Source organism: Streptococcus varani (assembly GCF_001375655.1).
GTDB lineage: Bacteria > Bacillota > Bacilli > Lactobacillales > Streptococcaceae > Streptococcus > Streptococcus varani.
This window is the reverse complement of record NZ_CTEN01000001.1, coordinates 163,302-174,500: the sequence shown is the minus strand read 5'-3', so window position 1 is coordinate 174,500 and position 11,199 is coordinate 163,302. Positions and strand designations below refer to the sequence as shown.

Genomic DNA, 11,199 nt, shown 5'->3' with positions numbered 1-11,199 from the left:
ATCATGGCTAAATTTGGCTTTTTAACAGTATTAGAGGAAGAATTAGACAAGCACTTGGATTACGACTTTGCCATGGATTGGGATAAGAAAAATCATGCCGTCGAAGTAACCTTTGTCCTTGAGGCGCAAAATACAGGGCATGTCGAAACCATTGATGATCAGGGGGAGGTTTCCTCAGAAGATATCGTTTTTGAAGACTACGTCCTCTTCTATAATCCAGAAAAATCAACTTTTGACGCAGAAGATTATTTGGTAACCATCCCTTACGACCCTAAAAAAGGCTTGTCCCGCGAATTTTTGGCTTACTTTGCTGAAACATTGAACGATGTGGCAACAGAAGGTTTGAGTGATTTGATGGACTTCTTGGCGGACGAGACTGCAGTGGATTTTGGCTTGACTTGGGATGCGGAAGCCTTTGAAACAGGCAAAGCCGACTTGGTAGAGAGTGAGTTTTTTGCTTATCCGAGGTATTAGGAAGGAACGTGTGGCACTTTAGAGTAGGTGACTCGATGAAGTAGAAATATAATCGGGTTGTGGCTGATGAAGGAGATAGAATGAAACTGTTGTATGAAAGGTTTGAATTTTCAGGTGGTAAGATTGCTCTCCTGAATGAAGGGACTATTCTTTCTATCTTGCGAGACGATACTCCGACTATTCCCTATCCAAACACATGGGATCTCCCTGGTGGGGGCCGGGAGGAAGATGAAAGTCCATTTGAATGTGTCCAAAGAGAAGTTTTTGAAGAGCTAGGCATTCTACTATCAAAAGAAAACATTGTTTGGGCAAAGACCTATCCTGGAATGATTGACCCTACAAAAGAGTCTGTTTTTATGGTGGGAATGATTGAACAAGCCCAGCTAGACAACATTGTTTTTGGGGATGAAGGTCAAGGTTGGAAGATGATGACTGTTGAAGAGTTTCTAAGGGATGATAAGGTTTATGGGAGCTTAAAAGGGCGATTGAAGGATTATTTGGAGAAAGATTTATGATCTATTTGGAAAAAGCTGTGGCTGATGATTTAGATACAATTATTGCAATCCAGCGTCGCTCGTTTAAGGCAGTTTATGACAAATACCAGGACGAATATGATCCTTATTTGGAGGATGAAGAACGTATTCGTTGGAAATTGGTAGAGAGATCGAATAGCTTTTATCGCTTTATTGTCGTTAATGGTGAAAAAATTGGTTTTCTGAGATTGCAGACCAATGACGCTCAGACGGAAGGTTGGCTTGGAACGACAGCAGTCTTGCCTGAGCACAGGCAAAGGGATATGGCTCTCGGGCAATGAATTTGTTAGAAATAGAATTTTCAAGCATAAAACAGTGGGATCTCTGCACAGTCTATCAAGACCAGGGCATGGTCCATTTTTATGAAAAATGCGGTTATCAGCAAACCCATATCAAACCGGAACAAGAGGGCATGGATATGGTGTATATGACAAAAAGAACGAGATAAAAGAAAGGAAGGTTCAGGTAGTTTTCTAAACTGAACCCGCCCTAAACTCTGTGTAAAAAAGATAAACATCTCCTAGGTGCAAGCGTCTTCGTCGACTTTCCTATTTTTACTTTGAGTTTTATGGGCTTGGTATCTTATATGTGGCAAGAATTAACCATCCACATCCATCGTGATGCGGAAGAAGCAGTTTCCAATCTCATGATTGAAACGGGCAGTCAGGGGGTTGCGATTAGCGATTCAGCTGATTATGTGGGGCAGGAGGACCGTTTCGGGGAACTCTACCCTGATGTAGAGCAGTCAGAAATGATTGCGATTACGGCTTATTATCCAGATACCATGGATATTGAGCAAATTAAGAAAGACTTGCAGGCTGGTCTGTCTGAATTGACAGGCTTTGGCTTGGAAACGGGAGCAATTTCTCTGGAAAGCCAAGAGTTGGCGGAGGAAGACTGGGCGGAGAACTGGAAGAAATACTATGAACCAGCTCGGATTACCCATGATTTGACTATCGTGCCGTCTTGGACAGACTATGAGGCAAGTCCTAATGAGAAAATCATCAAGCTTGATCCCGGTATGGCTTTTGGTACAGGGACGCATCCAACGACCAAAATGAGCCTTTTTGCTTTGGAACAAGTCTTGCGTGGTGGCGAAACCGTCATTGATGTGGGTACGGGATCCGGTGTTTTATCTATCGCGAGTTCCCTCCTTGGTGCCAAAGAGATTTTCGCTTACGATTTAGATGATGTGGCTGTGCGGGTAGCTCAGGAAAATATTGAACTGAACCCCGGAATGGAAAATATCCATGTGGCAGCGGGCGATTTGCTCAAGGGTGTAGACATTGAAGCGGATGTCATTGTAGCCAATATCTTGGCAGACATTCTCATTCACCTGACAGATGATGCCTATCGTTTGGTCAAGAACCAGGGCTATTTGATTATGTCCGGTATTATCGCTGAGAAGTTGGATCTGGTTTTGGAAGCAGCTTACAGTGCGGGATTCTTCCTTGAAACCCACATGATGCAAGGCGAATGGAATGCTCTTGTCTTTAAGAAAACCGATGATCTATCCGGTGTGATTGGAGGCTAGATGCAGCAGTATTTTGTAAAAGGAAAAGCAGGAAATCCCGTAATCATCACTGATAAGGATACCATCAAGCACATGTTTCAAGTTATGCGTCTGGTAGAAGATGATGAGGTGGTGCTGGTCTTTGAAGACGGCATCAAGCGCTTGGCAAGAGTTATTTCCAGTAGCAATTATCAGTTCGACATTGTAGAAGAATTGGCTGATCATGTGGAAATGCCTGTGCAGGTGACCATTGCATCTGGTTTTCCCAAAGGAGACAAATTGGACCTGGTAACCCAAAAGGCAACTGAACTGGGAGCTCATGCGATTTGGGCCTATCCAGCTGACTGGTCAGTGGTCAAATGGGATGGCAAAAAACTGGCTAAAAAGGAAGAAAAATTAGCCAAAATTGCGCTCGGTGCAGCCGAACAATCCAAGCGAAACGTAGTTCCTGAGGTCAAACTCTTTGAGAAAAAATCAGATTTTCTGAAGACTTTGACGGACTTCGATAAGGTTTTCATCGCTTATGAAGAAACCGCCAAAGCAGGAGAATTAGCAACCTTGGCGCGTGAACTCCAGACTGTTAAAGCTGGGCAGAAACTGCTCTTTATCTTCGGATCAGAGGGAGGCATCTCTCCCAAGGAAATTGATGCCTTTGAAGCTGCAGGTAGTATCAAGGTTGGCTTAGGCCCTCGTATCATGCGGACAGAGACCGCGCCCCTCTATGCGCTCAGTGCAGTCTCTTATGCAATGGAGATGAATCAATAAGCTTTGTAAATCATGAAACAAAAAAGGAACAAGATAATTTCTGTGATCAGATTCTCATCTTGTTCTTTTTCTTGTCTTTTAATACTCTTTTCCATTGAAAACAAAGCGGATATGAGAATAATCTTTTTCTAGATCCTTGTCTGCCATAAACTGAGTGGCCTCTTTTTTGACTTGCACCAAGTCCACTCCTTGAGATTGGGCAGCAAAGACACAGCCACAGTAGCATTGGCGGTAAATATCATATTCATTGCACATGTCAACCGAGCGTTTGTAGCCTTGGTTCTTCTTGAAATCGCTAGGAAGATACTGGGTGTCGTAGAGCTTTTGGACTTCAATGCCTACTGCATTGATAGTTTTGGAATTTTTATGGGGGCTGATGGTCAGGGCACTTCCAAAATAATCAAATCCCAGTTGGACAGCTTTTGTGGCCGTTTTATCCAAGCGGTAATCATAACAGACACGGCAACGATCGCCTCCCTCAGGCTCTTTTTCTAATCCATGAACGGTTTTGAAATACTCATTGGGCTCATAATCAGCTGATAAGAATTGAACCTTTTGGCCGGTATGCTGGTTAAAGTCATGGACAAATTTTTGTGTCACGTAAGAGCGACGCTCATATTCTACCTTGGGATGGATGTTTGAATTGGCAAAATAGATGGTGACATCTGCCCACTGGGTCAGATATTCGAGGGTATAGGTACTGCAAGGCGCACAACAGACATGCATAAGAATTTGAGGTCGGAAATCATTGACTTGCCAATGCTTCACCATTTCCTGCATAACACGGTCGTAGTTGACCTTTTGATTGGCTTGCATCTTGGATAAGATTTCGTTTACATCGATCATAATCAATCTCCTTGGGATGGTCATATCTAGTTTATCATAAAATAGAGGCTGTGGCTCAAGCAGATTAGAGTATCATCCCTTTTTCTTTCTTATAAAAAGTGTTAAAATGGTACTACTATTTGGAAGAAGGTTTGAAGAGATCATGAAAGAACAAAATTTGACAGGAGAAGATGTCCTCGCTCTGACGGCAACCTATATGCCAGAAGAGGATGTGGCTTTTGTGCAAAAGGCCTTGGACTATTCGGTGGAGGCTCATAAGGAGCAGTCCCGTAAATCAGGCGAACCCTATATTATCCATCCCATTCAGGTGGCAGGGATTTTAGCAGGACTCAAGTTGGACGCGGTCACAGTGGCATGTGGTTTTTTGCATGACGTGGTGGAAGATACGGACATTAACCTAGATGAAATGGAGGCCGAGTTTGGCCATGATGTTCGCATGATTGTTGATGGGGTCACAAAACTGGGTAAAGTTGAGTACAAGTCCCACGAGGAACAATTGGCGGAGAACCATCGTAAAATGCTGATTGCTATGTCTAAGGATATGCGGGTCATCTTGGTTAAGTTGGCCGACCGTCTGCACAATATGCGGACGTTGAAGCATTTGCGAAAAGACAAGCAAGAGCGTATTTCACGGGAAACGATGGAAATTTATGCTCCTTTGGCCCATCGTTTGGGGATTTCCTCTGTGAAGTGGGAATTGGAGGATATGTCCTTCCGTTATCTCAATGAGGTAGAATTTTACAAGATTAGCCGCCAGATGACGGAAAAGCGCAAGGAACGCGAGGATTTGGTCAATGAGGTTGTTGATAAAATCCGCGAGTATGCAGAGGAGAGACACCTTGTTGGTCAAATCTATGGTCGTCCAAAACACATCTATTCGATTTATCGCAAGATGCAGGACAAGAAAAAACGCTTTGATCAGCTCTACGATTTGATTGCTATTCGTTGCATTATGGACACGCCTAGCGATGTCTATGCCATGCTGGGCTACATCCATGAACTCTGGCGTCCCATGCCAGGTCGCTTTAAGGATTATATTGCAAACCCGAAAGCCAATGGCTACCAGTCTATCCATACGACCGTTTATGGCCCAAAAGGTCCCATCGAGTTCCAGATTCGAACCAAGGAAATGCACCAAGTGGCTGAGTATGGGGTTGCGGCTCACTGGGCCTACAAGCGCGGTGGCCATGCAACGGCTAGTCAAAACGAGCTTCGTTGGATCAATAATCTCATTGAATTGCAGTCCGATTCAGGAGATGCCCAATCCTTTATCAATTCGGTCAAGGATGATATTTTCACTGAACGGATCTACGTTTTCACACCAGATGGTTCGGTGCGGGAATTGCCCAAGGATTCAGTGCCAATAGACTTCGCCTTTGAAATCCATACCAAGGTCGGTGAAAAAGCAACTGGTGCCAAGGTCAATGGCCGTATGGTACCTCTGACCACCAAATTAAAAACCGGCGACCAGGTAGAAATTGTTACCAATAGCAATTCTTTTGGGCCAAGCCGTGACTGGATTAACCTGGTTAAGACCCACAAAGCTCGCAATAAAATCAAGCAATTTTTCAAGAATCAAGACAAGGAACTGTCGGTCGCCAAGGGGCGTGAAATGGTCCAGCATCTTCTTCAAGAACATGGCTATGTGGCTAATCAATACTTTGACCGCAAGCATATGGATGATGTTCTGCAGAAGACCAGCTACAAGACAGACGAAAGTCTCTTTGCAGCTGTTGGTTTTGGTGAAATTTCAGCCACCTCTGTCTTCAATCGCTTGACCGAAAAAGAACGCCGGGAAGCCGAGAGAGCCAAGGCTAAGGCTGTGGCCGACGAACTAGTCAACGGTGGAGAAGTCAAGCAGGACAATAAGGATAGCCTGAAAATCCGCCACGAAGGCGGAGTGGTTATCGAGGGAGCTTCTGGTTTGTTGATTCGGATTGCCAAGTGTTGTAACCCAGTTCCTGGAGATCAAATTGTTGGCTATATCACCAAGGGTCGGGGTGTCGCAGTGCACCGGGTAGACTGTATGAATCTCAAGAGTCAAGACAATTATGAAGCGCGTCTCATCGATGTTGATTGGGAAGAGGACAATTCTAGTAAGGAATATATGGCTGATATCGATATTTATGGACTCAATCGCTCCGGCCTCCTCAATGATGTCCTCAAGGTCTTGACCAATTCTAGTAAAAATATTTCGACTGTCAACGCGCAACCGACCAAGGATATGAAACACGCTACGATTCATGTCTCCTTTGGGATTCCCAACTTGTCGACCTTGACAAGTGTGGTGGATAAGATTAAATCGGTACCGGAAGTTTATTCAGTCAAACGGACCAATGGGTAGGAGGCCAGCATGAAAATCGTCATTCAACGAGTCAAGGAGGCCTCAGTGACCATCGAAGGTCAGGTCAAAGGCCAGATTCAGCAAGGCCTCTTGTTATTAGTCGGTGTGGCACCCGAGGATAGTCAGGAGGATGTGGATTATGCAGTGCGCAAGATTAGCCATATGCGGATTTTCTCTGATGAAAATGATAAGATGAATTTGTCTGTTCAAGATATTGGCGGTCAGGTTTTATCTATTTCCCAGTTTACTCTCTACGCCGATACGAAAAAAGGCAACCGCCCAGCTTTTACAGGGGCGGCCAAACCGGACATGGCAACAGCACTTTATGACCAGTTCAACAAACAATTAGCCGAGTTCGTTCCTGTTCAAACAGGAGAATTCGGAGCGGATATGAAACTAGCCCTTATCAACGATGGACCAGTAACCATTATTTTAGACACCAAAAACAGATAAAGAAGACAAGACTTGACATTTCAGGTCTTGTTTTTTTGCTTTCGTCAAAATGATTGCGAATAGATTGAGTGAGAGGTTGTTGAGGACTTCTTGGAAATCAGAAAAGGAGGAAGGAATCGTTTGGAATATTTAACACATGTTGAAAAAATTTAGAGAAAAGTACAGTTTTCTAAAATAATTGCGAATAGATAAGTGAGAGGTTGTTACAGACCTCTTGAGAAAAGACAGAAGAAAGGAGAACTATGAAAAAGAAACGTACAACAAAGCGCAATACCATTAAGGTAGGACCAGTCTCGGTCAATGTTCGCAAGAGCGGATGGTCAATTTAAGTTTAGGAGGAAAATATATGAAAAAGAAACGTACAACAAAGCGCAACACCATTAAGGTAGGACCGGTCTCAGTCAATGTTCGCAAGAGCGGATGGTCAATTTAAGTTTAGGAGGAAGATAAATGAAAAAGAAACGTACAACAAAGCGCAACACCATTAAGGTAGGACCAGTCTCAGTCAATGTTCGCAAGAGCGGATGGTCAATTTAAGTTTAGGAGGAAGATAAATTAAAAAGAAACGTACAACGAAACGCAATACCATTAAGGTAGGACCAGTCTCAGTCAATGTTCGCAAGAGCGGATGGTCAATTTAAGTTTAGGAGGAAGATAAATGAAAAAGAAACGTACAACAAAGCGCAATACCATTAAGGTAGGACCAGTCTCAGTCAATGTTCGCAAGAGTGGATGGTCAATCTAGGTCTTGATTTTGAATTGGTAGTTTTAACTATCAATCAGATGGAGTTTGTTCTATCTAGAATCTCTATCTGATTGATAATTAATAATTAGGAGAAATAGGTATGTTTAATAGTTTAGTAGTCCCGGTTTATAAAACAATTATAAATAGAAGGGACACAGTTATATTTTTAGCTTTTAGTATGATTCCGCTCTTAATTCCTTTTCTAGCAGGGAATATGGATGGATTAGATATAGATTATACAAAAAGTTTTCTGAACTTTTTAGAAATGACGTTATTGACACAGTATCAGTTGGTATTGCCAACTTTAATTTTTTCATTGCTTATTTCTTCTGTTTTTAGAGAGGAGATAGATAGCAAGGTGTTATTTCTTTACAAAGATCTATCGCGTTCCAGCATATTTAAAGCTAAGATAACAGGGCTGACTTTAGTATATCTGTTATTTGTAGTGGCTACATGTGTGGCGGCCTTCTTAACTTACTACCTCATTATGGTTCCTAACTTTAGTCTCAACTCAAGTCTATTCCCAACAACTTCACAGGCTATCATGAAATCTCTTCTCATGATTTTATCTCTCCTTTTATTGAATGCAGTAACAGTTGTTGTGGTATCAGCGATTTCTATAAAATCAAAAACAATAGTTGCTGCAATTGTCGGCGTATTTCAGTGTTTGTTCTTTGTAGTAGCGCCACTGTTGGTTGGGATGAAGTACTTCACACCTATTACCTATGCAAATGAGTTTGAAAAGACTCATCTGTTAAGTGCCATACTAATGATTATCGGTTTGTCTGTACTCTATTATCTGGTAGGTTATTGGAATGCACATAGATTATTCAAAAAGGTAGAGTTCTAATATGAAATATAAACTGGCAGTAGAGCCGATATTATTTAGTTTAGGGTTAATAACACTTGCGAGTCTTATCTATGTGATGGGTACTTCGATGCTCTTTGTCTTTTCTATTGGGAATATTGAGAGTACTTATCTACTAGCTTTGCTACTCTTCATGCCAATAGGATTCATTGTTCTTCCACTGTTACTGGCTAAACGGCAGTTTAGTGAGATGAAAATAAGTGATGTTCAATGGGATTGGCGGCAGTATATCAGCTTGGCATTCCTTATCTTTTTACTGAATCATTTTTTCATACATAGTGACGAATACTTCCATCAGATGGTAATCTCTATATGTGAGGAAGTCTTATTTCGGTACATCATTTATCGCCTCATCAGAGAAAATTATAATTATGTAATGGCGATTCTGATATCTGCAGTACTGTTTGGTTTTGTATTGCATTTAAATTATCCTGTATACGATAACTTATTTATTAGAACCCCTCTGGGTATTTTATTTTCCATCTTCGCTACAAAAATTGGTTTGCACTATGCTGTCGCAGGTCATTGGATATACAATTTAGTAGTGTCAAGGATTCCATTTTAAGGAGAAAAAATGTTAACAATCGCTCTTATTTTTTTATTTTATGTATTACTGACTGTTGTAAGTATAAATTCGCTTCTCTCTTTACCAGTTCCCCTATTTTTAGGAATGATATACCTTGTTCCAATAGTGGTAAATAGTCTGATCACCATTTTGCAGAAGGAAAACAAAAAGAAATTACTATATAGTTTACTCTCTCCTGCGGCAGCATTTCTCTTTTATATTTCTTTTGCTTTTTTTACAATGAAGTCAGGAGTTTGGTTAGAATTTGTCCAAGCGAATACGGTATCTACCGCTGATATGAGTGTAGATGTGGCGGAAAACTTACTGAGTATTGAACAAATCCTCTTTGCTGTCTTAGCATATTTGTCACCTTCGGCAGTCTGCTATTTCTTTTCAAGAACATCACAACTGAATACAAACAAAGGAGTCACTTATGCTTAAAATAAACAATCTTTCTAAGAAATTTTCGGGAAATGATTTTTATTCCCTGAAAGATGTTAGTTTAGAAATTAAAAAAGGGGAAATTGTAGGTCTTATTGGAAAAAATGGGGCAGGGAAATCAACGTTGATGAAACTGATGGCCAAATCATTAAAACCTTCAAAAGGGAATATCGCTTATAATGGAGTTGATATCTACAGTCAGGATAATATATTAGCTGATTTTGGAATTATGATTGATCCAGTATTCTATCCAGATATGACAGTTATGGAGAATGTAAAGTTTTATCTTCGCTTGCATGATAAAGAAAATATGTTTTCCAATATCGAGCCTACCTTGAAACTGGTTGAGTTATGGGATGAGCGGAATCGAAAACCGAGAGATTTTTCTTTTGGAATGAAACAAAGAACAGCCCTTGCAATTGCTATGGTGGCAGAGCCAAATTTCTTGCTTTTGGATGAACCTTTTGTCGGTTTAGACCCTATCGGTGTCCAGAAATTAATTACTATTTTAAAAAGATGGTCCAGTGAACGTCAAATATCCATGTTGATTTCGAGCCACCAACTAGGAGAGTTGGAAGAGTTGTGTGAACGCTATCTATATATTGATAATGGTTGTTTAGCTAATGCGCGAGAAGGGTCTAGAAAGCCAGGTATCATCATTCATTTAGATACTAAGAAGGATATTGAGATGATGCTTCCTTTACAAAATGATTCGATTCGCTTAGTAGATAATCGATTGGAGATTGTTGTTGGAGACGTGACAGATGATTTACATGCAGTGTTTGAAGTTTTGGGAAAAAACAAGCTAATCTCTAGTCTTGAAATGAAAGAGAACCATCTGAAAGAACTCTTTATGGAAGGATAAAAATGAAACAAATTTTACCAGCTATTTTTGCATCAACCTGGAAACGAAAAGAAGCAAAAGTCTATTTATCGTTTGCATTATTTCCAGTAGTTTATTTCGTGGCATCGTTTTTTGGAGAATCCAATTTTATGCAGATATCCGTAGACAAGGGATACCAAATCAGTAATATTGTATTCTTAGATATTATGCTCAATTCTGTTGATGGTTCGATATTACCTACTTTAGCAATCTATTTTCTGACGATATCGGTATTTCGAAAGGAAATAGATACTCATACCTTGTTTTTGTATAGGGACTTGAGTCGGTACAAAGTATTTTTTTCGAAATACTTTAGCATAATTGGTGTAGTAAGCCTCTTTTATTCACTGTTCGCGATTGTATCAACAATTGTCTACTATACAAGGGTAGTTCATTTGCCTATTGCTAGTTTATCTTTCTTTGGATCAGATTCGGAAATTATTTTTTCGACAATAGTGAGTATCTGGGGACTATTTGCGAAAGACGTCTTATCAATTGGGATTGCTGCATGCCTTTGCTTGTACTGCAAGACAGGAGCGACGATGGCAACTGCAGTGGTAGCAACATTGACTATGCTTATTACATCTATTATTGGCGGGCCAATGGGCCTCTTATTCCCGAATGGATATAGTAGTCTTGCTGCAAATGGATTCTTTCAAGCTACCCTAGCTTTTTTAGGAGCGCTCGGAGTGACGGCTCTATATTCCATTATTTTCCTAAAAATTGGTATGCATAAATTTAACCGACTGGAGTTTTAATGATCGATAAT

The 11,199-nt window shown here is 40.9% G+C and carries 12 protein-coding genes and 1 pseudogene; 12 read left to right on the top strand and 1 reads right to left on the bottom strand.

Annotated elements, in window-relative coordinates:
- Nucleotides 1-3: 3 nt before the first annotated feature.
- From BN1356_RS01000 to BN1356_RS00980, 5 genes and pseudogenes are all read left to right on the top strand, one after another.
- Nucleotides 4-474, top strand: a complete 471-nt coding sequence (locus BN1356_RS01000; protein WP_093649582.1) for a DUF3013 family protein — start codon at nucleotides 4-6, stop codon at nucleotides 472-474.
- Nucleotides 475-554: 80 nt separating this feature from the next.
- The gene (locus BN1356_RS00995) at nucleotides 555-989 is read left to right on the top strand and encodes an NUDIX hydrolase (protein ID WP_093649581.1); all 435 of its coding nucleotides are present in this window, start codon (nucleotides 555-557) and stop codon (nucleotides 987-989) included.
- Nucleotides 986-1,455: pseudogene (locus tag BN1356_RS00990) on the top strand (GNAT family N-acetyltransferase). Before BN1356_RS00995 ends, BN1356_RS00990 begins: the two are co-directional and overlap by 4 nt.
- A gap of 138 nt (nucleotides 1,456-1,593) precedes the next feature.
- Nucleotides 1,594-2,541, top strand: coding sequence for a 50S ribosomal protein L11 methyltransferase (prmA, locus tag BN1356_RS00985; protein ID WP_093650030.1), 948 nt, complete (start codon nucleotides 1,594-1,596; stop codon nucleotides 2,539-2,541).
- Nucleotides 2,542-3,285 (top strand): 16S rRNA (uracil(1498)-N(3))-methyltransferase, encoded by a 744-nt coding sequence (locus BN1356_RS00980; RefSeq protein ID WP_093649580.1) that lies wholly within the window; start codon nucleotides 2,542-2,544, stop codon nucleotides 3,283-3,285.
- A gap of 78 nt (nucleotides 3,286-3,363) precedes the next feature.
- Here BN1356_RS00980 and BN1356_RS00975 read toward each other — a convergent pair whose 3' ends face one another.
- A complete protein-coding gene (locus BN1356_RS00975) occupies nucleotides 3,364-4,131 on the bottom strand; it encodes an epoxyqueuosine reductase QueH (protein WP_093649579.1) in 768 nt (255 codons plus the stop codon).
- 139 nt (nucleotides 4,132-4,270) lie between these two features.
- Between BN1356_RS00975 and BN1356_RS00970 the strand changes: the two genes are divergently transcribed.
- The 7 genes from BN1356_RS00970 to BN1356_RS00940 all read left to right on the top strand — a co-directional run bounded on the left by BN1356_RS00970 (nucleotide 4,271) and on the right by BN1356_RS00940 (nucleotide 11,188).
- The gene (locus tag BN1356_RS00970) at nucleotides 4,271-6,475 is read left to right on the top strand and encodes a RelA/SpoT family protein (protein ID WP_176694210.1); all 2,205 of its coding nucleotides are present in this window, start codon (nucleotides 4,271-4,273) and stop codon (nucleotides 6,473-6,475) included.
- Between the two features lie 9 nt (nucleotides 6,476-6,484).
- Nucleotides 6,485-6,928 (top strand): D-aminoacyl-tRNA deacylase, encoded by a 444-nt coding sequence (gene dtd / locus BN1356_RS00965; RefSeq protein ID WP_093649577.1) that lies wholly within the window; start codon nucleotides 6,485-6,487, stop codon nucleotides 6,926-6,928.
- An 845-nt stretch (nucleotides 6,929-7,773) separates the two neighbouring features.
- The gene (locus BN1356_RS00960) at nucleotides 7,774-8,523 is read left to right on the top strand and encodes an amino acid transporter (RefSeq protein ID WP_093649576.1); all 750 of its coding nucleotides are present in this window, start codon (nucleotides 7,774-7,776) and stop codon (nucleotides 8,521-8,523) included.
- A 1-nt stretch (nucleotide 8,524) separates the two neighbouring features.
- The gene (locus BN1356_RS00955; protein WP_093649575.1) at nucleotides 8,525-9,106 is read left to right on the top strand and encodes a CPBP family intramembrane glutamic endopeptidase; all 582 of its coding nucleotides are present in this window, start codon (nucleotides 8,525-8,527) and stop codon (nucleotides 9,104-9,106) included.
- 9 nt (nucleotides 9,107-9,115) lie between these two features.
- Nucleotides 9,116-9,547, top strand: coding sequence for an Msa family membrane protein (locus tag BN1356_RS00950; protein ID WP_093649574.1), 432 nt, complete (start codon nucleotides 9,116-9,118; stop codon nucleotides 9,545-9,547).
- Nucleotides 9,540-10,412, top strand: coding sequence for an ABC transporter ATP-binding protein (locus BN1356_RS00945; RefSeq protein ID WP_093649573.1), 873 nt, complete (start codon nucleotides 9,540-9,542; stop codon nucleotides 10,410-10,412). Before BN1356_RS00950 ends, BN1356_RS00945 begins: the two co-directional genes overlap by 8 nt.
- 2 nt (nucleotides 10,413-10,414) lie before the next feature.
- The gene (locus tag BN1356_RS00940; protein ID WP_093649572.1) at nucleotides 10,415-11,188 is read left to right on the top strand and encodes a hypothetical protein; all 774 of its coding nucleotides are present in this window, start codon (nucleotides 10,415-10,417) and stop codon (nucleotides 11,186-11,188) included.
- Nucleotides 11,189-11,199 lie beyond the last annotated feature (11 nt).

What these genes read in the sequence shown, in the direction of transcription:
- BN1356_RS01000 (WP_093649582.1), top strand. Translation starts at nt 4, where the DNA reads ATGGCTAAATTTGGCTTTTTAACAGTATTAGAGGAAGAATTAGACAAG.
- BN1356_RS00995 (WP_093649581.1), top strand. Translation starts at nt 555, where the DNA reads ATGAAACTGTTGTATGAAAGGTTTGAATTTTCAGGTGGTAAGATTGCT.
- prmA (WP_093650030.1), top strand. Translation starts at nt 1,594, where the DNA reads ATGTGGCAAGAATTAACCATCCACATCCATCGTGATGCGGAAGAAGCA.
- BN1356_RS00980 (WP_093649580.1), top strand. Translation starts at nt 2,542, where the DNA reads ATGCAGCAGTATTTTGTAAAAGGAAAAGCAGGAAATCCCGTAATCATC.
- BN1356_RS00975 (WP_093649579.1), bottom strand. Translation starts at nt 4,131, where the DNA reads ATGATCGATGTAAACGAAATCTTATCCAAGATGCAAGCCAATCAAAAG.
- dtd (WP_093649577.1), top strand. Translation starts at nt 6,485, where the DNA reads ATGAAAATCGTCATTCAACGAGTCAAGGAGGCCTCAGTGACCATCGAA.
- BN1356_RS00960 (WP_093649576.1), top strand. Translation starts at nt 7,774, where the DNA reads ATGTTTAATAGTTTAGTAGTCCCGGTTTATAAAACAATTATAAATAGA.
- BN1356_RS00955 (WP_093649575.1), top strand. Translation starts at nt 8,525, where the DNA reads ATGAAATATAAACTGGCAGTAGAGCCGATATTATTTAGTTTAGGGTTA.
- BN1356_RS00950 (WP_093649574.1), top strand. Translation starts at nt 9,116, where the DNA reads ATGTTAACAATCGCTCTTATTTTTTTATTTTATGTATTACTGACTGTT.
- BN1356_RS00945 (WP_093649573.1), top strand. Translation starts at nt 9,540, where the DNA reads ATGCTTAAAATAAACAATCTTTCTAAGAAATTTTCGGGAAATGATTTT.
- BN1356_RS00940 (WP_093649572.1), top strand. Translation starts at nt 10,415, where the DNA reads ATGAAACAAATTTTACCAGCTATTTTTGCATCAACCTGGAAACGAAAA.